This is a genomic window from Moritella sp. 36 (assembly GCF_018219415.1).
Taxonomy (GTDB): domain Bacteria; phylum Pseudomonadota; class Gammaproteobacteria; order Enterobacterales; family Moritellaceae; genus Moritella.
Genome location: NZ_CP056120.1, coordinates 1881184 through 1905897 on the forward strand (window position 1 = coordinate 1881184; position 24714 = coordinate 1905897).

General features: G+C 39.1%; 23 protein-coding genes. 14 read left to right on the plus strand and 9 right to left on the minus strand.

All coding sequences use genetic code 11. The features are described 5' to 3' along the window. The first annotated feature begins 32 nt into the window (after positions 1–32). The 5 genes from HWV03_RS08465 (at position 33) to HWV03_RS08485 (ending at position 4914) form a co-directional block, all read left to right on the plus strand. Complete coding sequence (locus HWV03_RS08465; protein ID WP_211679303.1) at positions 33–914, plus strand: DMT family transporter; 882 nt, start codon at positions 33–35, stop codon at positions 912–914. Between the two features lie 47 nt (positions 915–961). Further along, positions 962–1150 carry a hypothetical protein gene (locus HWV03_RS08470; RefSeq protein ID WP_211679304.1) on the plus strand — a complete coding sequence of 63 codons (189 nt, stop codon included), beginning with the start codon at positions 962–964 and terminating at the stop codon, positions 1148–1150. 550 nt (positions 1151–1700) lie between these two features. After that, the gene (locus HWV03_RS08475; protein ID WP_211679305.1) at positions 1701–3263 is read left to right on the plus strand and encodes a methyl-accepting chemotaxis protein; all 1563 of its coding nucleotides are present in this window, start codon (positions 1701–1703) and stop codon (positions 3261–3263) included. 264 nt (positions 3264–3527) lie between these two features. Further along, positions 3528–4370 (plus strand): mechanosensitive ion channel family protein, encoded by an 843-nt coding sequence (locus tag HWV03_RS08480; protein ID WP_211679306.1) that lies wholly within the window; start codon positions 3528–3530, stop codon positions 4368–4370. 7 nt (positions 4371–4377) lie between these two features. After that, positions 4378–4914 carry a GNAT family N-acetyltransferase gene (locus HWV03_RS08485; protein ID WP_255547127.1) on the plus strand — a complete coding sequence of 179 codons (537 nt, stop codon included), beginning with the start codon at positions 4378–4380 and terminating at the stop codon, positions 4912–4914. Between the two features lie 71 nt (positions 4915–4985). On the opposite strand, the gene oleD is transcribed toward HWV03_RS08485, so the two are convergent. From oleD to HWV03_RS08510, 5 genes are all read right to left on the minus strand, one after another. Further along, positions 4986–6053: a 2-alkyl-3-oxoalkanoate reductase gene (oleD, locus tag HWV03_RS08490; RefSeq protein WP_211679307.1), complete on the minus strand. Its 1068-nt coding sequence runs from the start codon at positions 6051–6053 to the stop codon at positions 4986–4988. Positions 6054–6078: 25 nt separating this feature from the next. Beyond that, positions 6079–7815 (minus strand): olefin beta-lactone synthetase, encoded by a 1737-nt coding sequence (oleC, locus tag HWV03_RS08495; protein ID WP_211679308.1) that lies wholly within the window; start codon positions 7813–7815, stop codon positions 6079–6081. A 5-nt stretch (positions 7816–7820) separates the two neighbouring features. Continuing rightward, positions 7821–8699 (minus strand): alpha/beta fold hydrolase, encoded by an 879-nt coding sequence (locus HWV03_RS08500; RefSeq protein WP_211679309.1) that lies wholly within the window; start codon positions 8697–8699, stop codon positions 7821–7823. A 4-nt stretch (positions 8700–8703) separates the two neighbouring features. After that, a complete protein-coding gene (locus tag HWV03_RS08505; protein ID WP_211679310.1) occupies positions 8704–9753 on the minus strand; it encodes a 3-oxoacyl-ACP synthase III in 1050 nt (349 codons plus the stop codon). A gap of 106 nt (positions 9754–9859) precedes the next feature. Beyond that, positions 9860–11080 carry a multidrug effflux MFS transporter gene (locus tag HWV03_RS08510; protein ID WP_211679311.1) on the minus strand — a complete coding sequence of 407 codons (1221 nt, stop codon included), beginning with the start codon at positions 11078–11080 and terminating at the stop codon, positions 9860–9862. A 232-nt stretch (positions 11081–11312) separates the two neighbouring features. Here HWV03_RS08510 and HWV03_RS08515 point away from each other — a divergent pair, with 232 nt between their 5' ends. Beyond that, on the plus strand, positions 11313–12353 hold the full coding sequence (locus tag HWV03_RS08515) for a Gfo/Idh/MocA family protein (RefSeq protein WP_211674976.1): 1041 nt from the start codon (positions 11313–11315) through the stop codon (positions 12351–12353). Beyond that, complete coding sequence (locus HWV03_RS08520; protein ID WP_211679312.1) at positions 12334–13833, plus strand: ABC transporter substrate-binding protein; 1500 nt, start codon at positions 12334–12336, stop codon at positions 13831–13833. Before HWV03_RS08515 ends, HWV03_RS08520 begins: the two co-directional genes overlap by 20 nt. Before the next feature lie 82 nt (positions 13834–13915). Here HWV03_RS08520 and HWV03_RS08525 read toward each other — a convergent pair whose 3' ends face one another. Continuing rightward, positions 13916–14248 (minus strand): sulfite exporter TauE/SafE family protein, encoded by a 333-nt coding sequence (locus HWV03_RS08525; RefSeq protein WP_211679313.1) that lies wholly within the window; start codon positions 14246–14248, stop codon positions 13916–13918. A 359-nt stretch (positions 14249–14607) separates the two neighbouring features. Between HWV03_RS08525 and HWV03_RS08530 the strand changes: the two genes are divergently transcribed. Further along, positions 14608–15345, plus strand: a complete 738-nt coding sequence (locus HWV03_RS08530) for a hypothetical protein (RefSeq protein WP_211679314.1) — start codon at positions 14608–14610, stop codon at positions 15343–15345. Between the two features lie 121 nt (positions 15346–15466). Continuing rightward, entirely contained in the window at positions 15467–16117 is a 651-nt protein-coding gene (locus HWV03_RS08535; RefSeq protein ID WP_211679315.1) for a DUF2268 domain-containing putative Zn-dependent protease, read from the plus strand. A 22-nt stretch (positions 16118–16139) separates the two neighbouring features. On the opposite strand, the gene HWV03_RS08540 is transcribed toward HWV03_RS08535, so the two are convergent. The 3 genes from HWV03_RS08540 to HWV03_RS08550 form a co-directional block, all read right to left on the minus strand. Next, positions 16140–16775: a TetR family transcriptional regulator gene (locus HWV03_RS08540; RefSeq protein WP_211679316.1), complete on the minus strand. Its 636-nt coding sequence runs from the start codon at positions 16773–16775 to the stop codon at positions 16140–16142. Next, the gene (locus HWV03_RS08545) at positions 16775–17536 is read right to left on the minus strand and encodes an SDR family NAD(P)-dependent oxidoreductase (protein WP_211679317.1); all 762 of its coding nucleotides are present in this window, start codon (positions 17534–17536) and stop codon (positions 16775–16777) included. Before HWV03_RS08545 ends, HWV03_RS08540 begins: the two co-directional genes overlap by 1 nt. A 143-nt stretch (positions 17537–17679) precedes the next feature. Further along, complete coding sequence (locus HWV03_RS08550) at positions 17680–17895, minus strand: hypothetical protein (RefSeq protein WP_255547128.1); 216 nt, start codon at positions 17893–17895, stop codon at positions 17680–17682. A gap of 511 nt (positions 17896–18406) precedes the next feature. Here HWV03_RS08550 and HWV03_RS08555 point away from each other — a divergent pair. From HWV03_RS08555 to HWV03_RS08575, 5 genes are all read left to right on the plus strand, one after another. Continuing rightward, positions 18407–20080, plus strand: coding sequence for an AAA family ATPase (locus HWV03_RS08555; RefSeq protein ID WP_211679318.1), 1674 nt, complete (start codon positions 18407–18409; stop codon positions 20078–20080). Further along, positions 20081–20956 carry an HNH endonuclease gene (locus HWV03_RS08560; protein WP_211679319.1) on the plus strand — a complete coding sequence of 292 codons (876 nt, stop codon included), beginning with the start codon at positions 20081–20083 and terminating at the stop codon, positions 20954–20956. A gap of 133 nt (positions 20957–21089) precedes the next feature. Continuing rightward, entirely contained in the window at positions 21090–22463 is a 1374-nt protein-coding gene (locus tag HWV03_RS08565; protein ID WP_211679320.1) for a hypothetical protein, read from the plus strand. A gap of 124 nt (positions 22464–22587) precedes the next feature. Further along, positions 22588–23610: a hypothetical protein gene (locus HWV03_RS08570; RefSeq protein ID WP_211679321.1), complete on the plus strand. Its 1023-nt coding sequence runs from the start codon at positions 22588–22590 to the stop codon at positions 23608–23610. 125 nt (positions 23611–23735) lie between these two features. Next, a complete protein-coding gene (locus HWV03_RS08575) occupies positions 23736–24677 on the plus strand; it encodes a bacteriophage abortive infection AbiH family protein (protein ID WP_211679322.1) in 942 nt (313 codons plus the stop codon). Positions 24678–24714 lie beyond the last annotated feature (37 nt).

The window sequence follows — 24714 nt, forward strand, 5'->3', positions numbered from 1 at the left end:
CCAACTTACAAACATTATTGAGGTTAACCTTCATGCTTCTTAAAAATTATTTAACGTTATTAGCGATTGGATTCATTTGGGGATCTCAATTTATATTTCAGGACATCGCTCTAGTGAGTTTCTCGCCTATTTGGATTGGTGCCACACGTGCAGCTATCGGTGCAATCACTTTGGTTGTTATTTGTAAGTCATTGGGTGTTAAAAGATCAAGTAATCAATGGGTTTTATTTAGCGTTATCGGATTACTTGAAGCTGCAATCCCGTTTGTGCTTGTGCCGTGGGGACAGCAAGATTTAGATAGCTCGATTGCCGCAATATTGATGGGAACTCTACCATTCTATGTATTATTGTTAGCGCCTATTTTTGTCAAAGGGGCAACGATTAATGCGGCCAATAGTATTAGTGTAATAGTCGGATTTAGTGGGTTGTTGGTCTTATTTTATCCTGAGTTATCTTCAGGGGCAGGGGAAATAAACTTAGTCAGTGCGTCGGCTATTATCGTCGCTGCGGTATGCTTTGCCATTGCATTGCTATTGCTTAATCGCGTTAGGGATGAGCATCCTTTAATTGTTGCTCAAAATGTACTTTTGACGGCAAGTATTCAATTAATCGTTATTGCACTTATCACTGCCCCTTTTGAATATCAAGTTGCATCGACAACCGCTATATTCTCGATCCTTTATTTAGGGACGATATGCGCTGGCGTTGTTTATTACTTATATATGATGTGTATTAAAAATGCAGGCTCGGTGTTTACCTCAATGACTAACTACATTGTACCTGCAGTTGGTGTTTTCATTGGTGCGCTTGTAACGAATGACTCAATTCAAACTAATACATGGGTGGCACTGCTTATGATTCTTTGTGCATTGTTTATCAACCAGATTTTATCTAGACATAAACAAACGGCGTGATATGCCAGCAGGCTTAAAGCTACGACACGGAGGAAAGCTACAAACAGATGATTGATGCAAATGCGAAAAGTAATCAGCACATAACAAGTGCCTTTAAATCCAAAATGCTTAAGCATAGTCAAATAAATTCTTCTTATGACCTTCAATCTGAATGGACGAACTATTTGAGTTTGTTAATGGCGTGGCCAGCAATACCAATACAGCTACTCACTGGCTTAATGGCAGCTTTTGTATAACGAATTAAATTGTGATCTAGCCTTGATTAGATTAAATATTATTCAAGGTGAACTCCCTTTCTGGTGACTTGTATCGCATATTACAAAAGTATTAGAAATAAGTATTTCCATTAGAATCGACGCGAAAGTGGGATTCACTAACGCAGTGTAAAATGGTCCATCCAGAATTACGGGATAAAATTGATTCTAAAGGGGTAGAATAAGCGTTAGAGAGGACTTTTTCCTGCATAGTCATGACCTGCGCATTAGCATCTTCATCTTCAATAGGCCGTATATCGACGATTTTCTTTCTAGATAAAGAAAGCCTCCAATGAGCCATTACAATTGTAAAAAGTAGATTAAATAGCGGTAAACCTCACCTTAAATGAACAAGTTTCAATGTCCTGTAACATAGCATCATGGTATTCTGACTTTTCAATCTATGCTCTGATTTAAAAGCGGGGTAGAATATTTTAGTTATTGTAGTCTGCTGATTCTAGATGATAACAAGTGGAATGAATACATGGTATTTAATTACTGTAACTGAATGATAACACCAAGGATGTCGTGTATGAAAAATTTAATATTAATAACGGTATTCGTTATGTTTGCGATCGCAGGCATAACAAGTATCACCTCTACTGCTTATATATCGAATCAAAAAATTGATGGCATTATATTAAAAAAATCCCAAGCAAAGGCTGAAGTCATTGCTAAAAACGTTGAGTATGTATTACAAAAGTCTTCCCAGCCATTGGTTGATTTACAAGAGTTAGTACTGTCACTTTCAGAACGTTCAGATATTAGCTACGCGATTTTCATAGACCGAAACATTCAAGCCGTTGCACATAGCGATATAAGCAAGTTAAATAAGATCTATAAAGATAGCTACACTGTAGAAGCTGCAGGGAAAGGCAAGCAAAAATACTCTAAATGGTATGCGGATGTGCAAGACATGTGGGTGTACGACATAATCGTCCCCGTTTATGATAAGAATGGTGAGTTATTGGGTGGTTTTGATATTGGTATCCCAATTTCAGAAGTAGATGATGCTGTAGCAGATATTGTGATGACTCAGTTAATCGCAATCATTGTTATCTTTCTGATATGTGCTTGCGTGTTGATGTGGCTACTGGGTCGATTTTTCAAACCCCTTGCTGGCTTGCAACAGGCATTAGACGATATATCAAAAGGCGATGGAGACCTTACCGTTAGATTACCTGTGCAAGGAACGGATGAAATTGCCCATATTTCTAAAGCATTCAATATTTTTGTGGGTAATATTAATGAAATAATTTCCAAAGTAGTAGATACGGGGTTAGGTATAGGTCGTTCAGCGACTGAACTTCGCAGTCAATCTCAGCTTGGTTTATCAAGAGGTCAAGCGCAAAGCGATCGAACGTTATTAGTAGCAACTTCAATAAATGAAATGATCGCGACTATTAATGAGATATCGCAAAATGCTGCGGGTGCAGCAAATTCGGCTGATGGTGCAAATAGCGAAACTCAAGCTGGGCGTAAAACATTACAAGATTCATCTAATACCATCAATAGCCTTGGTGGTGAAATGAGTAACATGTCATCGGTTATCACAGCATTAGCGGGAAGAACACAGTCAATCGGGTCTATACTCGACGTGATCAGAGGTGTTTCAGAGCAGACTAATCTCCTTGCTCTCAACGCCGCAATTGAAGCTGCCAGAGCGGGTGAGGCTGGCCGAGGTTTTGCTGTCGTCGCAGATGAAGTCAGAAATCTTGCTACTAAAACTGCACAGTCAACCGATGAAATTCAAAGTATGATTAATCAGTTGCAGCATGAGGCCCAAAATGCGGTAGAGGCGATGGAAAGTAGTCGATCTTTAACAGAAGAAGGTACAAGAACCACAGCTCAAGCTCTGGAAGTTCTCGAAAATATATCAGTGCAAGTCATTACTATCCTTGATATGAATACCCAAGTCGCAACTGCTACCGAAGAGCAATCTTGTGTAGCAAATGAAATCAATATGAATATGGATTCGGTCAATAACTCTGTTCAAGAAGGCTTGATCGCTAGCCAAGAGCTAGAAGCGTCTAGTAAAACTCTGGAACAGCTTGCTCAAACTTTAGATCTTCATGTAGGGTCATTCAAAATATAATATTTAAGGCTTCTAATTCTAGGGGCTCTTTATTATTTTCAGATAGTGAGTGTAACGACGTCACGCTCACTATCTAAATATCAAGCTCATGTCAGCGGAAAATAACCTCTTTTGTTATCGATAACCTAATCTTATATACAGAGTTCCGTGTCATAGCGGTGATGAGATAAACAGGTAAGACATAAACGTAATCGATCGAACGCCAATGAGCATTGGCAAGCAATATCATTATTCAGGGAATTTAAAGGACTAAAGGACAACAATATGGACGAGATCGCGTTACAAGAAGAGCTAGAACAACTGCAGAACGTGTATACCATCATAACTGAATTTGTGGTGCAATACAGTTTCCAGACTTTTGGTGCGATGATTATTTTCATCATCGGTTTGTGGGTGGCTGGTAAAGTTCAACGCTTTATTGCAGCCCAATGTCTAAAGCATGATGTTGATGTCACCCTGAGCGGATTTATTTCCAATGCTGTGCGCATGCTCGTCATTGTGATGGTCGCAGTGATTGCATTGGGCAAACTCGGGATCAGTGTGGCGCCGTTTATTGCTGCCGTCGGTGCGTTGGCATTGGGTGCTGGTTTGGCCCTGCAAGGTATGCTGTCAAACTATGCAGCGGGGGTTACCATTATTTTAACCCGTCCGTTTGTGGTGGGTCATACCGTCAAAATACAGGGTGTCATTGGCGTGATTAAAGAGATCACTCTCGGGATGACTATCCTCACGAATGAAGAGGGTGATGAAATCAGTATCCCCAACAAGCATATCGTTGGTGAAATTCTGCATAATTCCTTCGAATACATGTTGGTGGAAGCCTCCATCGGCATTAGTTACAACGATGATCCAGAACAGGCTATTGCCACTTTGGGTACAGTGCTGGCTAGCATAGATGCAGTAGCCAAAGATCCTGCCGCGCAAATTGGCATCGAAGCCTTTGGCGATAGTTCAATTAATTTGGGCATACGTTTCTGGGTGCCGACGAAAAACTATTTTGAAGTGAAATACAGCGCTAACCTAAAGATGTTTCAGGCATTGAAACAAAACGGGATCACCATACCCTTTCCACAACGTGAAGTACGATTACTTTCAGAAAAGGTTTAAGCACGCCATGATGGAACTTGATGAAGTGAAAATTCGTAGAGCAAAGCCTAGTGAATTGGAATCAATTTATCACCTGATAACTTGCGATGAAGAGTGGACTAAGTTTAATGCTCCTTATTTTCCATATTCAACGCCATCATTGAACGAGTTTTCAAGAAATACCTTCTCACGTTTATGCGATGGTTCAGATATCCAATTAGTTACAGTAAATGACGTGCCAGTTGGTACTGTTAGTTATTACTGGGAATGTGAGTCTACTCGCTGGCTAGAAATGGGGATTGTAATCTACGACTCTAATTTTTGGGGTAAAGGTTTGGCTTATAGAGCGCTACCACAATGGACCCGCTACTTATTCGCTATTTTGGATATTGAGCGGGTTGGTTTAACTACTTGGTCTGGAAATCCTCGGATGATGGCTTGTGCTGAGAAGTTAGGCTTTCAACAAGAAGCCTGCTTACGTAAGGTTCGCTACTACCAAGGAGAGTACTATGATTCGATTAAATATGGGATCCTTCGTAGTGAATGGGAGAATCGAGTCAGCTAAACTAGACTGACTCAGATCTTCCCCAAAGGCGCTTAATAGTCATCTTTAAAGAGACGAAACTTTAAAAACGGTCAAACTTTGATGTCTCCTGATAAAGAGGCTCTCAGACGCTGCATACCTTCGTCAATAGAGACCAGAGGCTGATAACCCAGATCCGCTTTAGCCGCGCTGATATCAAAGTAATGGCTGGTTGATAATTGACGTGCGACAAAACGCGTCATCATTGGTTCTTGGGTCTTGCCAAGCAACAGGTATATCTTCTCCAGTACGGTGCCGACTAAGTAGGCCAGTAGTGCTGGTACGCGTTTCGTCACCGGTGGTAAATCAGCACAATGGAGTATTTTATTGAGCATGCTGGCCATCGTGATAGGTTGATCATTACTGACAAAGTAGCTATTACCGGCACAACTTGGCGTGGGTTCGGCGAGCCTTAGCGCCGCCAGAATATGGGCATAGGCGGCATTGTCGATATAGATAGTATCAACCAGTTTATCCTCTTTACCGACTAATTTTAATCGACCGAGTTTGGCTCGAGCAATGACGCGTGGCACTAGGTGCGGATCACCGGGTCCCCAAATTAAATGTGGCCTTAAAGCAAGGGTTTTTAATTTATCGCTATTCGCGGCCAGTACCATTTGCTCGGCAAGCGCTTTGGATTGCGCATAATAATTTAAGAATGACTGGGCGTAAGGTTGCGATTCATTGATCCCTGCCTCGTCTTCGCCCGTAAATGTCACACTTGGGGTGCTGGTATATACTAAGCGCTCGATAGCCAGTGACTGACAGGCCTGAATGATATTGGCAGTACCTTCCACATTAGGTCGATAATAATCAGCTTTCGAACCCCATACACCTGCTTTCGATGCGACATGAAAGACCAAGTCACAGTCCTTCATCGCCGCGGTGAGCGCCGGTAAATCGCTGATGTCGCCTTGCACCATGTTGATACCTAACGTTGATAAGTGCGGATAATGGCCACGGGCGAACCCGGTTACTTTAATTCCGGCCGCACTTAATGCTAGGCAGATACTGGTCCCTAAAAAACCACCGGCACCAGTGACAAATACATGTTTGGTGGTCGCAGATAATGCAGTCAGTGCACGTTGTTCTGCGGGCGGACGTAAACTGAAATTCGTCATATTAAGACCTTGTTTTAGCATACTGTTAACGATTATAAGGTGCTTGCTTTTGTGCCCAAAGAGCTAATTTCTCACGAAATATTTTGGCATTGTGGCGAATATCGACAGGAAAATCAGGGTGAATTAAAAACGCGTTGATCGCGGATGTTTGCTGATGTTTATTGCCAATCGCGTTAAGTTCGTTAAATAACTGTTCAGTCGAGATGACAGCATCATTTTCTAATTCGACACACAGTAACGGTATGGTTTTACCTTGGTATTGGATCCCCACCAGTGCGGTACGTTTCACTTGTTCGTGGGTATTAAATATTCGCTCACAAGGGATCGAAAAATAGCGTTGACTCGGCGTGGCTACGCTGTGCGCTTTACGTCCACACATCCATAACTGACCTTGTTCATCCACATATCCCAGATCCCCCATGCGGTGTCGAAACACTGGCTGTGATTCAGTGCTCGTTGGGTCTTTGATCTTGGCTTGTTGGGTGGCGACGTCGCGGCGATAATAGCGCTGACTGACCACTTGTCCTTTCACGACGATCTCACCAATTTGTTGGGTTGGTAAGGTTAAGTCATTATCCCAATCTGTAATGACGTCTTCGCTGATCTCAATAATAGCGATCTCAACATCTTTGATTGGCTGGCCAACGCAGATCCCGCCGCCATTATTGGTAATGTCTTGCATGGTTAGTAGTGCTTTACTGCCAATCTTAGTGAGGGGCAATGACTCTGTGGCACCATAAGAATTCCATACTTCTACATCGGTTTTAAGCAAGCGAGTAAAGCGTGAAATTGACGATAAGGTTGCTGGCGCTCCAGCAGATATCACGCGTTTCAAGCTGGTTAATATCTGGGGTTGACCGTGTTTGCAGCCTGCTTGACCAAGGATCTCGATTAATGCCGGATTAGCAAACAGGTTAGTGCATTGGTATTTTTCAATGGCAGCAAAGATAAAGTTCGGGTTAGCGGTTATCGGTTTGCTGGCATCCATATCTGGAATAATTGACGCCATGCCCAGTGCTGGACCAAATAGCGAGAATAACGGGAAGGTACTGAGATCCCTTTCTCCGGGCTTTATACCGTAATCATCGCGGAGCGCTTGTATTTGCCCTTCAAACATTTGGTGGCTATAAACAACGCCCTTAGGTACGCCAGTACTGCCACTGGTGAATAATATGGCGCACAATTCACTGTTATCAAATAGGGCGATAGGATAAGGTTTAACCTGCTCATTTTGATGTTTATTTGGGGTTAAATTGGCACGATACTCAGTTAATAAACGCTGTAAGCTCATTTGTCCGGTGAGGCGAGACAGTATTTCACAGCCGCCGACGGTCAGGCTACATCTGACACTGTCTTTACCCCAGCCAAACAGTTTACGCGCGATATGGGCTTTGGGAATACCAATGAAAGCATCGGGAGCCGATTCACTAAAACATTGTTTTAAATTGCGGATCCCCATTCCTGGATCAACCAAGATCGGTACGATACCCGCTTTAAATAATGCAAAGGTCAAGACAAAGAAATCAATGCTTGGCGTGACCATTAATACGGCTTTCATTCCTCGTTTTATGCCATAAGCATTTAGCGCATAGGCGAGTTCATCACTTTGCTGATCAAGAGACGATAAATTAATTTCGTCATAAACCAATTGACCTCTACTGCTACGCTGCACGGCGACAGCGAGAGAGTCGGGGGTCGCGAATGCTGCGTGGGAGAGATGGCGACAGAAGTTCATCGCCTCTGAGGTTGCGCTAATTGCCATACAATTTAGCCCTTATCTGTCATGAAATCGGTAATTAGCCCGATAACTTCATCACTGGCGTCTTCAAGAATATAATGACCGCAGTCATCAAATTCATTCACTTGGGCGTGCGGCATGCGTTGTTTCCATTGCGCTAAAAAGTGTTTATCAAACACAAAATCTTTTAATCCCCAGCAAATCAGGGTTGGCACAGTCGAAAACTTAGCCAGACTATCGCTAATATCAGAGACTAGCTGATAATTGCGGTCTTCAGGTTTTAGCGGAATGTCCTGCACAAAACGTAAGGTGGAAATACGGTTACGCCAAGAGTTAAAAGGCGACACATAAGCGCGGCGAACATCTTGGCTCATTGCTTTGCGACGAACGCCAACAATCGAAGCGATAGATGAAAAGGCATTAAAACCACGCACTAAAAACGTGCCGACAACGGTATTTCGACAGATCCATAATGGTAGCGGAAACGCTTTTGATAAAGGCAGATGAAAAGCCGCTGTATTTAAGATCACCAGGCGTTTGATCCGCTCTGGATATCGTGCTGCGTAACCCATACCTATCATGCCGCCCCAGTCGTGGACGACTAAGGTGATGTTTTCTTTAATATCCAGATGCTCAAGTAATGCTTCCAGATCATCAATTCGGCTGGTTAAGGTATAGTCGTAATCGTTATCATCGGGCTTATCAGAAAGACCACAACCAATATGGTCGGGTACAATACACTGATAATTGGTGCTTAATGCCGAGACCAGATTACGATAATAAAACGACCAACTCGGGTTGCCGTGAACCATAACGACAGGCTCTCCGGTTCCTTCATTGAGGTAATGATATTGCTGACCGTTACGATCAAGGTAGTTACGTTTAAACGGGAATAATTTATCTAACATAGGGTTACCATTTTAATCCAAGCATCATACAATTTAAGCCACTGCCTATTCCTAAGAAGCTCACGTTGTCACCTTTCTTCAAAAAGCCTTCTTCGTCGGCCATCGCTGCGGTCACCGGCAGTGATACTGTGCCCATGTTCCCTAGGTATTTGAAGGTCGGAAACTCTTTTTCAACCGGAATATTTAAGGCGGTTAGTACTTTCTTTTGGTTGGCTGCGCCCACTTGATGACAAATTACTTTATTGACATCTTCGGGGGTCCACTGGCGTTGTTCTAAAAATTGTTGCCAGGTATCTTGCGCCAGTGCGACGCCTTCTTTGAGTAATTTGACTGCGTCGGTACGCATATATTCACGGTATAACTGAGTATCGATTTCTTTCAATCCCCACTGGCATAGATCGTGATGTTCTGGCGCAGATAAGTGCGTGGCCCCTAATAATTGGTGATTTCGAGACCCAGCTAAATTTAAGCTGCCATCGGTAAGCAATATAGCAACGGCACCAGAGCCGCCAGTTAAGGTTGCCAGTGATGTGGCATAATTTCTGATGGTCGGATCGGCTAGCATATCATCGATAGTCACATCAACAATATGACGTGCAGATTCACAAGAAACCACTAAACCCGCTTTTATCTGGCCCAATTCGATGCGGTTGGCGATATCTAACATGCCGGACAAGGCCCCTAAACAGGCATTACTAATGTCATAAATGGCGGTGTTATTAGATACGCCCAATTTTGCGGCGATACGGCATGCTGTTGCTGGTTCGTGCTGGTCACGGCAGACACCGGTATATACCACAGCGCCGATATCGCTGACATTGATGCCCGTTTCATCAAGGACTTTTTGTGCGGCAGTTAATGCGCCATCAGATAACATGTAGTCTTTTGGCCACCAGCGACGTTGGCTAATACCAGTGAGTGCGGCAAGTTGACCGACAGGAATTCGTAACTTTTGATATAAAGGAGCTAAGCGGAGTTCTAGTGCTGTACTTGTTATGATCTCTGGAGCCAGTTCATAGGTCAGGCTATTAATAAAAACGCGGTTATATTTCATGGCTAGGTTATTTTGCTCAATTGAGGCGAATTATCGCCTTATTTTAATTACATAAATTACGTTAACGTTATTTGAGCAAGAAAGCGGTGTAGATACAACTAAAAGTTTATTTCGAGTCATGCGAGTTTAAGGGTAAATAGGATTGGTTCATATGCCTATGTCGGCTATGCGTTAATATCAGCGCGATGGTTAAACCTGTGAGTAAATAGAAAACCCCCAAACTTGTTTGATTGTTGATCAAATGTTTGATTAAAAAACCACCGAGCAGCCCGGCAATACACATCTGTACCGATCCCGATAATGCAGATACCGCCCCGACTTGCTTACTGTGTGGTGCCAGTAACATGCTCATCGATAATGGAAAGCAGATCCCTTGTGCTATGGATAGTAAAGTAAAACCAAATATCAGGTTAGGCAACGACATCTCATTAAACACTAACCAACAGCCAGCCATCATCATAATGCTCGATGCTAAGTATATTAGTTGATTGGTAGTGAAGCGTTTATTGAGTTTATTTAAGATCAAGCAGCCCATTAATAATCCTGCAGATGGGATGACCATCACTTCTCCGTACTCTGCTGCACTGAGTTTTAATCCTTCTTGTAATAAGAAGGGTAGCAGTGACACGGATACTAGCGTTGATAAGTAACCGACCCAGTTATAGCTTGCTGATGAGATCACTTGGTAGTTTCGTGATAAATGCCAGTAGCCACGTAGTGTTTTTCTTATTTCAAATTTTGTCACTGCATGTGGTAACGTTTCAGGTAAGACAAAGTATCCTAAAGTGACAATGGCCGATAGATAAAGTAATACAAAGATAAACACGGATTGCCAGCCAAAATGCCATGCAGCCCAGCCGCCGACAACAGGTGCCACAATAGGCAGAATAGATGCTGTTATGGACATATAGGACATCGCTTGCGTGAGTTGATTACCGCTGTAACTATCGCGGAGCACACTGCGGCTTAATACAGATGCACTACCTGCACCTAAACCTTGTAATAAGCGACCTGTAATCAGTGCAGTATAGCTGTCGGGGAGTAGCACACAGATTAAGGTTCCGACCAAATAGATACCTTGACCGAGTAAAAATACCGGACGACGACCGATAGCGTCTGACAACGGACCATAGAAAAGCTGTGATAATCCGAAGCCGACTAAAAATAGGGTGACAAGCTGCTGTATGTCGGCTTGGGACACACCAAGATCACGACTTATCAGTGGTAATGACGGCAGGTAAATGCAGACACCGACTTGTCCTGTAGCAATGATCATCATGGCTAAAGCAAGTGGGATTTTGTTAAATGGCGTTTGATTTATTTTCATGTAGCCAGTGTATATTAAGGCTATATGAATGACAATAAGCTTTATTGGAACGTCATTAAGTCCTTCTGGGACCTAATTGTCTGTCGAAAATAATGTGTTTATAGCGATGTACCATAAAATACCCCATTCAGTTCTCGCCCTAAATCATGAACAACTTCTATTATCTGTTCCATATTTAAAGAATGCTTTTGCCTATAAACTCTTAACTACAAGTTAAATAGTGAGAGAAATCATGGTTAATACAGACAAAAGAGTAAGATGGGGAATCGCTGGATTAGGCAATATTGCGAGGCGGTTTGCTACGGCTTTGAATGGCAATAGTCAATATGGCGAGTTATATGCTGTAGCCGCCAGAGATTTAGGTCGCGCTGAACAATTTGGTGAAGAGTTTAAAAGTAACGTGAGCTATGGCTGCTACGACGATATGGCAACGGATCCTAATGTTGATGCTGTATATATTGCAACAGTACATCCGTACCACTATCCCTTAGTTGAACTATTTTTAACCCATAAGAAGCATGTCTTTGTTGAAAAACCAGCGTTCACCAACCTACAGGATTGGTTATCTATGAAGGCGTTAGCAACAAAAAATGGGGTGATATTATTAGAGGCCATGAAAACCGTTGCATTTCCAGCTTACCAAGAATTGAAGAACTACCTGATCAGGCATAACCTTAAACTGACTTCAATTGAAGCGAGCTTTGGTAATGAACACGAATATGATCCCGAGTTGTTCATATTTAATCCAAATTTAGCGGGCGGTGCAACGCTCGATGTAGGGGTTTACGGACTTTGGTTATACTGTGACCTATGTCGGTCGTTAGGGGTTAATGTCCCGGAACCTGTTGTTGAGATGTCAACGCTGGTGGCCGAGTCATACGTTGACACCGATGCTTGTTTTACTTTTACAGGTCAGGTTAACGGAAAAATATCAGCTTCAATTGTGAAAAATTTACCACGGGTCGCGATATTACGTGGTGATCAATTAGCCATTACCATTCGAGAAAAATGGTGGAATCCCAGTGTCATTGATATTGAATATCAAGGAAAAACATTCACCATCGATCATCCAGTAGAGGGGAATGGTTTTGAATTTGAAATCGATCACTTTTCACAGCTTGTGCTTGAAAATAAAACTGAATCTGACATCCTATTGTCAGAAGTAACAGCTCAAGTCCAATCGATTATGGAACATGGGTTAATTAACGCTGGATATGGTTACCTAACTCAATTAGGGGGCTTTGGAACACTGAATGGCAAACTTAAAGCGTAAGCTTGAAATTTACGAACAAATCTTTCAAACATTTGGTCCTGGAGTATCGACTTGTCAAATAAGCCAGATAGCGGCTCTGCTGCATGTCACTGAACGACATGTTCAAACTATACTAAAAAAATTGGTGAATGTTGGTTGGATTCAATGGGAAGCAAGCTCTGGAAGAAGTAAAAAAGCGATACTTACTTGCCAAGTCGAGCCCATTGATGCTTGCTATGAATCCGCGAGAGGACTCGCCGATGAAGGAAATTTAGATCAGTTACTTAGTATCCTTAGTTTTGGTGGTCGAGATGCAGGAAGGGAGTTTCAATCATATTTAAATGACGCGAGTCAGTCAGCTCGTCGTATTGCTTATATGCCTTTTCATCGAGAGTTAGAAGAGCTAAAACCTCATAAGGTGAAACGGCGTACGGAACGTTTTTTGGTGACTCAAATTTGCCAATGTTTGACGTCAGTAGAGAAAGGGAGTGTAGTCGGTGATTTAGCTTATCACTGGGTTTCTAATGACAGTGCTACAAGGTGGCAATTTCAAATTCGCAGAGGGGTACGTTTTCATGATGGAAGTATACTCACAGCACAAGATGTTGCTCATTGTCTAAATAGGTTAATCCAACATGCATATTGGCATTCGACTTATAACCATATTATTGAAGTGAATGCTGTTTCTGATGAGCAGTTGGAGATTAAATTAAATCAGCCTGATTGGCATCTACCCAGATTACTTTCTCGGGCAGAGTCGTCAATATTTAAGATGACCTCGACGACCACGCGACTTATTGGTTCGGGGCCTTTCTCATTGGCAGTATTCTCTTCTAAAATGCTTAGATTAAGTCGTAATGCTTACTACTCACGTGAGACCTCTATCCTCGACTGGGTTGAGCTGTGGGTTTACCCTGAATGGGCACAAAGCAAAGCGTGTGCACAAAATCAGATTTGCCTTCAGGTACCAGATACGACGGTTACGAGCCAAAGTGACAAATCGGCCTTCTTTTTAATGATCCAAAACCCTCATAAATCGATGATGAAACGGCATATTACTTTTGAAGATACAGCGGAATGCAAGAAACTGTTTAGCAGTATATCAACTGAGAATGATCAAGGTATTTCAGTGGATTATGGGGACTACAGTCAATCTGAACAAGTCAGTATTTGTAGTGTTATTGAAGAAAATGATTCATTTAGTGCTTGGTTAAGTTTTTTATTACAGTATCCATTTGAAAATCATGAGTTGGATGTTGGAATACTCGAGGCTTTAGACTCATCTCTTACGTCAATTCGGAACGAGAGAGACTTCAATCAAGCGACAGACTTATTGACCGCATTGTTCTCTTGGTTGAGTGAGCAAAACGTAATAAAAGAATTAAAGCATGAGCCTTTTGTACTCGCGTTATCTGAACAAATTAATGGCGCTAACGTGAATGGATATGGCTGGAGTGAATTAAATAAGATATGGATTTCATTAGATTCAAATCCGCGTTAATCATAGTATTTCTTCATATTACAGCTTTCTCAAAAATGCCTTCTAGAGAAAGCTGTATAAATTGTTGAACGTATTTGTTTGCTTAAAAAGCCATAGAGATAATTTTTATTGAGCTTAGAAAAACAAATACATTAATACATTTTCTTAAAACAACTTCATTGAGCTTTAATGAGATCATCGCTCCTATTTTTGCGCCGACAAAAATACCAATCAAGGGCACTGCAGCGGAGCCAGAATTTACCTTACCGATAATATAAAATTGTTCAGGTCTGTCTGCTATTAAAAATTGCAGTTTATGATCATCAGAAGCATTATTTTTGCTGGTGGTTTTTAGCATTTTTACCAACATATTAGGAGGGGGTTTACATCCATAGCCGACTGACTCTGAAAACTTAAGTAAGTTACAACTAGCCACTTTTATATCGTCCTTTTTAAATAAGCAGCACTAAGGTGGCAATTGTAAGTGAATATTGTGACGTTTCAGTTTCATTTTTGTTTGTATTAAAAGTTAGAGGTAAGGACATTGATTTGAAAGCGTCTGGATTGACCGTTTCTGCATAGTGACGCTGTGTTCGACCTGTAATATTTACGGACAGTCGCTAACATTTTATGAAGGATCGCCATTTATGGTCATGAGTAATCACGGCCTTATCAAAATTTTTTAAACCAATAAAAATAATACTATTAATTAATAATTAAGTTTGATAGCTTGCACCTAAGTAGTTAAATGTTAACAATTAAAAGTTATATATCATTAACTTAAGGGAATAAACGATGAAAAATGAATTTCAAATCCAATTAATGTCAATTAACCTTATTGACGATTCTGATAATTGGAGCTCAGGTGATTTAAAATGGGCTGTGCATTCTGCTTCGAATGGGCATCCTTTAGATGACCGAGATAATTTAATGCTAACACTGGCAAGCCACGTTGCCTTTTTAGAAGTGGATCCATCACATAATAGTGCATATTTGACTCAAACCCATAGCGTAAGCAGTGGTGAAACCATCGATTGTCTTGATAAAAATTTGACCGATACTTTTCAGATCCCAGCTATTCATGAAGTGTCTATCCGATGCAGCATGAAAGATATAGATGATAGTCTCAATGGTGGTGATGATGACTTTGGTGAAAAAACCCTTACTTTTAAGAGCGCTGACAATTTCGGTATCAAAAATAATGAAACAGAACGAAATCTGTCTGTAACCTTAGATGGTGCAGGGCGTGCAGTGTTTAATTTCCAACTTCGCCGAATCATTTCAAATGATACAGCTCGCTTCACAAGTGAAGAACTAACACAGATTAAAGCGTACTTAGAAACCTACGACTACGATCAAACGGGATTCATTGATCCTGATGATGGTATGGAACTTGAGTATTTAAGAAGCATTTCTGTATATTGGGAAGAGTGTTTTGATGCATTTATGATGGAAAATGCTGATACAAACAAAGATGGTAAATTTCATATCGATGAAGTGATGGCGTATTTCGCTGCCTTAGAAGACTTTTAGATATTATTTAGTTCGTTAACAAAATAAGTGGTGGGCCCCAGAGGCTTCACCATGTATATCTTTCTTGTGTTATTGATTTTAAAGTAAATCGCTATAATAAGCTGTTGAGATTAGGGTATATATGAACATCTTCTTGCATAAGTTAAATGCACATGGAAAATTTGATCACCTTTTGACTCGGCTGGATAGTCTTTTTGATGAAGCACTTGAATGTATTGGTGAAAAACTGCCTTTGGATGAAATCAATATTGATGTGGTGATTTCTGAAGGTAACTTTGTCATACCAGAATTTGGTTTTAGCGGTTACAGTTCATCATCTGAACAAATAATGTTGTTCTTTGATTTGAATAATGACAACTTGAATACGGCGCTTAATACAGAGTTCATACCTAGCCTTGGCCATGAGATTCATCATTGCTTTCGACATAAAGGGGTAGGGTATGGAGACACTCTTCGGGAAGCGTTAATAAGCGAAGGGCTAGCCTGCCACTTTGAAACAGAGCTTCGAAATGGTGATATTCCATTTTACGCCAACGCAATAAACCAAGATATGATTGATGTTTTACATTCAAGAATGCTAAGTGAAACGGCTAATTTAAATTACGATCATAATGCTTGGTTTTTTGGGACTGAACCTGATGCAATACCTCTGCATGCAGGTTATACACTGGGTTATTATATTGTTTCAAACTACATAAACAAAACAGGGACTCCTGCATCACAGCTGTGGAATGTATCGGCAAGTGAATTTTTTGATGTCACTTCGTTATAGGCAGCAAGCGGTTAGGCGCAACCTAGGTTTGCTGTTGGTAGCTAGTAACAAGCCGAGCTATATGCGAGCGTAATATGTCTGCAAAATTAAGCTCAAATAACTGTAGTGGTCCTTCTTTAATTACCTCTGCAACTGCCCCTACTGAATGGCTCATGTGCCAGCAACCGATTATTACCTGTTGAACCTGCAATAACAGCTCGGTCGCTTGTTCGATAGTCAGAGCATAATGTTCACTTATCATTGCGGCATATTGCTCAATGAATTGTAATAACGTGCTTTTGAATTGACGTGCTTCGTCTAGCGTTAAGTTACATTGCAGCGCTGTGTGCATGATCGCACTGAGTTTACAAAATAACGGGTGCTTAATTAACGTATTACAGATTGAATCAGTCAGTGGCAACTGTCCCATGTCACCGGCTGCTGTCTGGGCTAAGCATGCTATTTCTTGTGTATACACAGCGAGGAACAAGATTTCTTTGTTTCTGAAATACCGATATAAGGCTGCTTTGGTGATCCCGACATCGGCAGCGATATGCTTTAGGTTAACGTCTTCATAACTGAGCGTTGTAAAACGAGCGGCGGTTACGTCTATGATCTGAGTAAGACGTAACGCTTTTTGCTCTGGTGTCGTCGCGCGGCGTTTAATAATACACTGCATTATGCTTGTAACCATCCCGCAATTTTACGCGTGATGAAGCGGGGTGATACTTTGCCAGCCAATACAGCAACTTGGTTTTTGATACCTGTAACCACAATTGCACTGTGACGGTTTGCTAACGCTTGCTTTGCAACGTCTGCTGATGTCATTGCTCCGGCTTTAAATAGGTTTGAATCGGTAATATTCGCTTCTGCGGCAAACTCAGACAAGGTTGGGCCAGGGCAGAGCGCACTGACTGCAATACCTTGATGACGAAGTTCTTCGTGTATCGCTTCCGAGAAAGACAGTACAAAAGCTTTTGTCGCATAGTATACCGCCATATTAGGACCCGCTTGGAATGCAGCGGTTGACGCGACATTGATGATGAACGGTTTCTTCTGTTCACGCATGTTTGGTACTAAACGGTGGGTAAGCTCAACTAAGGTACTTACATTCAATTGGATCATTTGCATTTGGCGCTGCAGTGGTAAGTCTGCAAAGTTACCGCGGTCACCAAACCCAGCATTGTTAATTAGGCCATTGACAGCAAGGTGGTTAATGCGGATCTCAGTCGCTAATATCTCACTTCCAGTTGGCTCTGCAAGGTCAATGGCAAAGCATTTAACATCAATACCATGTTGGGCTTGTAGCGTTTGCGCTAGCTCTTCTAATTTCTCTTTACGGCGAGCAACTAATATTAAGTTTTGACCTGTCTGTGCCAGTTGTTTCGCGAATTCACTACCGATACCAGCACTTGCCCCTGTTATCACTGTATAACTCATTGCAACTCCTTTTGTATTTGTCATTAGAAAGTGTAAATCGGTTAAATAACCCTGAGTTATTTAATCTACAAGCGCGCATTTAAAATGTAAATTAGAATATATTAGTATTTTGTTGATTTGAGAGCTGGGTTTAGCGTGCTTTGTTACCACAATTCAATTAAGTCTGATAACTTCCTTGTGTCCGGCTTATCACCTAACCAGGGCTTATCGTCAACCTCGTTCATTGTGTAACGTTCGAAGGCTGTTGCTTCACCTTTGGTGGCAAAGCGCTGGCGAAGACGCTTTCCGTTCCGGCCTTGTGGGTAGCATTCACAAAGCCAAGGTTTCTTGTGGCCGTCTTTTAGGTTGCGAACAGACATGATGAACTCCTTTATAACTCGTAAATCGATGTATTTGATATTATAAAACAATAAGCACTGTTTTTATATACAGTTATATAAATTGTAGCAATAGTCTATGTTTTATCAGGCAGATATAGATTTAGTTGTGTTCAGCTTCTTATCTAATCCACACCTCATTATATCGTTGTTTTTTTAACCATAAAATTAGTTTCATACTGTGTTATTCATCTATTCCCTTAGTTGAATCACGGTTTACTACTAAAGAGTAGTGAAACTCTTTGCGTTAAATGAAAATGCCAATAGAATCAGCTGTATATTTGTCTTTGTTATTAATTAACAGGACTTAAAAAATAAATAACAGGGCTGTACACTTTCTCAGAATCGATTTTAATGTCAGATTGGCATTTTATCTTATTTTCCATTTGATTAGTTGCTATTAACTAGGATGAACAGATTTGGAGAATTGAGATGTCCTATTATACAAATGTGAGCTTCTTACTCATATCTACCATTTATTAAAGAGGCTCACATGGATTTATATTTTTCAAAAACTCTCAAGATAAATTCTTACGATGGCTTTCATTTACTCCAAGATCATATGGGAACAAATCATACTGTTCCGTGGGATGATTGGGATTTTACAATTAAGTTTAAGCTATATCATGTTATGGATGGTAAAAAGCAAAATTTAGGTTTTCTTAGACTATTAGTTGATGGTAATAAAGACACTTCTAAGTATTTTATTAGTACTGGTGAGGAAATAGAAAAAAACATATATAGAATAAATAATACATTTGATTACACACTGGCGGTTTCATTACCGTTAGAAATGGACTATTACCATAAACTTCATAAATTGCTAACGACCAAAACCAAGATTGAGAGAATATTGTCTTTACTATGTGATGCTAGCTATTTTTATGATGAAATTGAAGCATATAAAGAATGGGATGGATTTAGCGGCAGTTTAATGAGAGAGGGAAGTAGCTCTGAAGCTATCCTGAGGAAGGGACATCAAATTGCAATTGGTCGTTATACACCCAAAGAATCATTCACAATTGATATTAATGTATCGTCAAAATCAATTGATCCTATTCAGTTTTATTTCGACAACAATAGGGGGGTTGGAAAAACCAATATAAATTTATTAACCGGTAAAAATGGAGTAGGAAAATCATTTCTTTTAAATGAAATTAGTGAAATTGTAACCGGACTCCAAGAAATAGATGATAAATGGCCATATTTCCACAAACTAATCATGGTTGCATATTCACCTTTTGAAGACTTTTTTACTAAAGATGAATTACTTGATAAGTTAGACAGCAAATATTCTAAGAAAAAAAAGGTAAGAAAATCTAAGACACCATTAAGAAGACGCTTAAACGTGAATGAATATGCTTATGTTGGATTTAGAAATGAAAGTGGGAAGTTCAATATAGATTGGCCTAAGTTTCATAGTGTAGAATCACTAATAAAAATTTTGGAATTCGATAAAGAAAATCAATGGTGGGAAGATCGTGGGCGGTTTGATGTACTTAAAGAGACTTTAAGCCTATGTGTGGATTTTGAAAGTATTGCTATAAAATCTAAAGATAGCGGAGAATTAATAGCCATAGACTCGGCATCGACTAAAAATATCAACATTTTATTAAAAGAAGCTTCTAAAGAAGATGGGCTTTACTTCATCAAAAATCAAGAGGCTTTAAGCCTTAGTTCGGGCCAAAAAATATACTCTTATATGATTCCGGCTATTGTTGCGGAGATTGAAAATGAAAGCTTAATCATACTTGATGAACCCGAATTATATTTGCATCCTCATTTGGAAGTAGGATTAATTAATATGCTGAAATATCTTCTTGAAGAAACATCATCGTATTCTATTATAGCTACACATTCTGCTATTTTAACAAGAGAAGTTGAAAAACGTGGAGTTAAAATTCTTAGAAAATATGGGGCTAAGACTATAGTCGATGCGCCTAATTTTGAAACTTATGGAGAAGCACTCGATACTATTATAGGGGAAGTTTTTGATGATTACGTGACTGAAAAACCTTTTCAGTCTAGCCTTGACAAATTCATAGAAGATAGTAGTAGCGTCGAAGGTATTCTTGACAATATTGGAAGTACAGTAGGAGATGAAGCTCTTGCCTATATAATATCAAAAACTTCAGGCGATTCTGAATATATATTAGAGAATGAATAAATGAAGTATTTAGAATCATTTAAAGTTGGTGATGCTGAAAGTTGGCTTGATTTGGCATTAGGTTGCAGAAAGCTTAATGTTAAAGATTTAATAGCTATAGAAAATCCTCTTAAAAGTGAACTTGAAAATTATGATGAAATAATTTCTAACTATGATGATGAACCCAGTATTAGTGAGTTTGATGAACATAAAGACTTACTGGTTAGCTACTATGAATCGGCACCTACTCGTCTTAACAGGCTTCTTTTATCAAGACGGAATGATCATGGATTATTAGATTGCCCTTTTTGTGGTCATCCAAAAGAACCAGATACTCTGGACCATTTTATACCAAAAGATGATTGGCCTGAGTTTTCTATTAATCCAAACAATTTAGTTCCTCAATGCAGAGGGTGTGCTCCAACTAAAGGTTCAAGCTACTATTGTGATGAAAATGAAAGTACTTTATTTTTACATCCCATGTATTCAAATCTACTTTCTAAGTTTAGGTTTAAGATTATTGTTAATTTTACTCCAGCTACAGAAAGCGTAATTTTCAATTTAAGGTTAACAAAACCCAAGGCGCTTAGTGTTGCTGAGGTTCAAAAAGTCATACTACATTTTCGATCATTGAAACTAAATGAGCGTATTCAAATATATTCTTACAGAGAAATAAAAAAATGGAAAAGCATGCTTATTTCACGCCGTTTTAATATCGAAGATGCACTTACACAGAGAATTAATGAGCGCGCAGTAGAGGATAGATATAAAGACTGGAAAACAGCTCTTTATTCTGGAATTATTGATAATAGAGATTTCATTACTTATTTAAATAACCTATCACCACAAAATAATGTACAACAAAACGACGAAGTTGAGGATGAAATTGATTTCTAAGTAATCAGAAGTTAACAAATAAATTAACAAGGACTAAAATCAGCTGGCTTTGGCTCCTTCGTTGCTTATTTTCGCCTGTTATTTGGGCGTAATGTGCCATTCAAATTTTAACCTAGGGCTTTTCAATTAAATTATGAAGCGATGTATCAATGAATATTACTGTGAGTTAGATAAAGCGGTAGAGGTTCAGTTTCAGTTCGATGGTATCAATGTTCAATATATCTCTGAATTAGATGGTAAGCAAAGTTCTTCAGAGTTTGGCTATTTAAAGATATCTATTGAAGCTAATTTAAAAAAATATGAATCGTTATCTGATTCCGCAATATTGACACGTTCGAAATACCTTATTGCTTTAGGAATCGTGTCGTTCGTTATTGATGATCCTCTAGACGTGTATGATACATCTTCAAGCAGTTTTGTTTTTGAAGGTGAAAGCAGCACCTTAGAAAACAAGTTTATTATAGATAGCGTAAATAACACGTATTACCTTAATGAAATTATTGATAAAATTTCAGGACTCGAGACTCATGAAAGGCACCTGGTTTTTTCATTGCTTGATAGGTGGAGAAAAGCTAGGTATATGGAAAAAAATTCTGAATCTAGCCTTATGTTTTCAGATGAGGCAACTTTGGCCTATTTTCACGTTCTTGAGTTATTGGGTGATCTTCATTCAAAGGAGCTAATAGCGAAATCTAATGATTCGGTTGACGCTTTTGTAAAGCAATATAATGAAGATATCTTATCGTTAACTGGTCAATCTTTAGAAAATGAAAATAAGTCAAAGTTAAAGTTATTATCTGGATTACTGTCCAAAGATTTATCGGTAACAGGTAAAATATTATACTTTCTTAAGAAATATGACCTCTACAGTAATCAAACAGCCTTTTGGATTAAAAACTTAGTTGATGCTAGAAATAGCGTTGCTCATGGTCGAAGGGTATTTTACGATAAATCGATATTTCCAGTTCAGCCATTTTTTCCTTTAGTGGCCAATACTATGTATCCTCTCGAGTTTGTTAGGGTACTGTCTGCGAATGTGATTTCTAAGCATCTAGGGATAGATTTATATAAAAATGAATGGAATATTATCGAGAAATGTTTAATAAGTGATGTTCAAGTAACAAATGAGTATTTGGCTTCTGGTGAGTTTAAAAAACTAGATGAAATCTATGGTTCAGAGGCGAATATTGTAAATGGTGGAATCGATAATTTTGTGCTCAGTAAAAAAATATCGCCAGAAAAGTGTGCAAATTTTTATAAGTTCTATTTAAAAAACGAAATCGAAAATCAGGATTTCTTACATTCAAATATTCGCTCAATAATTATTTTGTTTGAGTGCGTAAAGGAAGTTGAATTTTCGGAGACATTGAAGAGTGCCATAATAAATACACATAGGCTTGAGTGTAATATAGATTTTAACTTTAGAGATACCATGTACTTTCTTGATTTTCATGGTTTTCAAACGGTAAAACTAGAAAAGTTGATTGAGAACGGTGCAATTAGGTAGCTGTACATAACAAGCCAGTTCACAAAAAAAAGCAGGATTTGCTCCTGCGCCGCCATTTTAATCAACTATTCTATAGCCTCTGATTCGGGGCGTTATATGACCCCTTTTTCTGCTCGGAGTAATAATGAAAAACTTTAATAGAGATGATGCATTCTCTATGTCGATAAATGATCCTGAGAATATTGATGAGTTCTCTAAAATTATTGATTCGATAGTTATTGGTGATGAACTTTACATTTTTAAAACTAAGAGTGTATTTCGAATGCTGACTGCTGAGTCAATAGACCCTGATTGGAGTGCTCTTGATACTAAACACTCATATGAAAAAATATCTGATTTTGGAACCGAGTCTGAGTATATATCTAGATGTATATTACAAGCCGAAAAACTGTTACCCGTAATTACAAAAACTGAAAAATTTAAGAGTAACGTGTTAGAAGATTTATGGGAATTGAATCTTAAATTATTAAATTGCAGAAATGTAGTCTGTGATCTAGATTCACATTACTCAACCTTAATACCCAAATGCAATCAAATCATTCTTGATAACGAATCATCTAATGTTCTTCCTCCGCTACCTAAAATACCTGAGCTTGAAGAAAAAGTTAGAGTTTTTCTCACAAACTCTAAATTAGTTCTAATAGCTTTGTTTAAGTTTCTGGCAAAGTTTTATCCGCTACCAATAGGCGATAGAGGTGAGTCTCATTTTAATAAGCATGTTAAATGGTTTGAAACTAATATCGGTTCTGAACACAATATATCAAAACTGTTAAAAGCAGATTTAGAGTGGATCCGTCTTTTATCTGAATGCCGAAATGCAATCGAGCATTCTGGGAAAGGCCAAAAAATTGATGTTGTTAACTTTACTTTAAAGCCAGGAAATAAATTTTCACCCCCTAATTGGACTTATGATTTAACTAAAAAATTAGGCTTTAAGAAAGGTCCCCATGATCTTTTAAATGACTTAGATGTTTTATGTTCTAACATGTTGCATTTAGTTGAAGATTTAATTCTTCTTGTTACGCAAGATAAACTTGTGAATCATCCTCTAATTGCGGTTTATAAAGTGGATGAAGCTAAAATTAACAAAGAATGTCTAATAAACTATGATATTACAATCAAATCAAACTTGTCAGTCGGGCTATGATTTCATATAGGAAGGCGTTTAAACGTAACTAAAACGGTTGGTTACTTTCAAATTTCTACATGTTGCAACTAACAATTTTAGTCCGTTTAACGCGGTGTTATGCGATTTAGGTAAGGGTTAGTGAATTGGACAGACTTTACATCATTGGTAACGGTTTCGATCTTTACCATGGATTTTCAACCAGATATTCAGATTTTCACACATATTTGCAAGAGCATTGTTCTGAGCTTCTAGAACTTATTAATCGATATTATTTTCTAGAGAATGAAGTAGATTTGTGGGCTGATTTTGAAGAAAGCTTGGCTAATTTAGACCAAAATGGACTATTGGAAGATTTGAATAACTTTCTTCCTGACACATCGAGTGACGATTTTTGTGATAGAGATTGGCATGCTTTTTCTATAGAAATTAGTAGTAAAGTTGGAGCTTTGACACATGAATTATGTGAAGCGTTTAGACAGTTTATTTTATCAGCAACATCATTAAATGGAATCGACAGACATTTAAGGTTACAACGTAACTCAAAGTTTTTGAGTTTCAATTACAGCAATACGCTGGAGAAGCATTATTTAATTCCACAATCAAATATTGCATACATTCATGGAAAAGCTAATGATTTGTCAGCATCAATAGTATTAGGGCATGGGATTGACCCAGAAGAGTTCAAAGTTAAACCTGAGGAACAACCAGAGGGTTTATCTGAAGAAGACCTTGAACGATGGCATGAATATATGTCTGATAACTACGACTATGCTTACGAACAAGGTACTGAGGAGGTGTATGGTTATTTCATCAATTCGTTTAAAAACACAGAGCAGGTCATTGAGAGTCATAGTGAGTTTTTCTCTTCTTTAATACATATCAAAAATGTGTACATCCTTGGTCACTCTTTGTCTGAGGTCGATATTCCTTATTTTAAAAAAATTCACGAGAGTTTACAGTTCCATTGTCAATGGCATATATCTTATCGCGGTAAGGATGAGTATTTAGAAAAACGAGAAATTGTAAGTGACATTGGAGTATCAAAGCAGTTTATTCATATGATTGAATTTAGTGATCTAACGTAAATAGTCGCATAACAAAGCAATCAACAAGATGCTTATT

Coding starts and splice junctions, on each gene's coding strand:
- HWV03_RS08470 (WP_211679304.1), top strand. CDS start 962: ATGATTGATGCAAATGCGAAAAGTAATCAGCACATAACAAGTGCCTTT.
- HWV03_RS08515 (WP_211674976.1), top strand. CDS start 11,313: ATGGTTAATACAGACAAAAGAGTAAGATGGGGAATCGCTGGATTAGGC.
- HWV03_RS08535 (WP_211679315.1), top strand. CDS start 15,467: ATGAACATCTTCTTGCATAAGTTAAATGCACATGGAAAATTTGATCAC.
- HWV03_RS08505 (WP_211679310.1), bottom strand. CDS start 9,753: ATGAAATATAACCGCGTTTTTATTAATAGCCTGACCTATGAACTGGCT.
- HWV03_RS08485 (WP_255547127.1), top strand. CDS start 4,378: ATGATGGAACTTGATGAAGTGAAAATTCGTAGAGCAAAGCCTAGTGAA.
- HWV03_RS08475 (WP_211679305.1), top strand. CDS start 1,701: ATGAAAAATTTAATATTAATAACGGTATTCGTTATGTTTGCGATCGCA.
- HWV03_RS08560 (WP_211679319.1), top strand. CDS start 20,081: ATGAAGTATTTAGAATCATTTAAAGTTGGTGATGCTGAAAGTTGGCTT.
- HWV03_RS08480 (WP_211679306.1), top strand. CDS start 3,528: ATGGACGAGATCGCGTTACAAGAAGAGCTAGAACAACTGCAGAACGTG.
- HWV03_RS08545 (WP_211679317.1), bottom strand. CDS start 17,536: ATGAGTTATACAGTGATAACAGGGGCAAGTGCTGGTATCGGTAGTGAA.
- HWV03_RS08520 (WP_211679312.1), top strand. CDS start 12,334: ATGGCAAACTTAAAGCGTAAGCTTGAAATTTACGAACAAATCTTTCAA.
- HWV03_RS08550 (WP_255547128.1), bottom strand. CDS start 17,895: ATGTCTGTTCGCAACCTAAAAGACGGCCACAAGAAACCTTGGCTTTGT.
- HWV03_RS08530 (WP_211679314.1), top strand. CDS start 14,608: ATGAAAAATGAATTTCAAATCCAATTAATGTCAATTAACCTTATTGAC.
- HWV03_RS08540 (WP_211679316.1), bottom strand. CDS start 16,775: ATGCAGTGTATTATTAAACGCCGCGCGACGACACCAGAGCAAAAAGCG.
- HWV03_RS08555 (WP_211679318.1), top strand. CDS start 18,407: ATGGATTTATATTTTTCAAAAACTCTCAAGATAAATTCTTACGATGGC.
- HWV03_RS08510 (WP_211679311.1), bottom strand. CDS start 11,080: ATGAAAATAAATCAAACGCCATTTAACAAAATCCCACTTGCTTTAGCC.
- oleD (WP_211679307.1), bottom strand. CDS start 6,053: ATGACGAATTTCAGTTTACGTCCGCCCGCAGAACAACGTGCACTGACT.
- HWV03_RS08565 (WP_211679320.1), top strand. CDS start 21,090: ATGAAGCGATGTATCAATGAATATTACTGTGAGTTAGATAAAGCGGTA.
- HWV03_RS08465 (WP_211679303.1), top strand. CDS start 33: ATGCTTCTTAAAAATTATTTAACGTTATTAGCGATTGGATTCATTTGG.
- HWV03_RS08500 (WP_211679309.1), bottom strand. CDS start 8,699: ATGTTAGATAAATTATTCCCGTTTAAACGTAACTACCTTGATCGTAAC.
- HWV03_RS08570 (WP_211679321.1), top strand. CDS start 22,588: ATGAAAAACTTTAATAGAGATGATGCATTCTCTATGTCGATAAATGAT.
- oleC (WP_211679308.1), bottom strand. CDS start 7,815: ATGGCAATTAGCGCAACCTCAGAGGCGATGAACTTCTGTCGCCATCTC.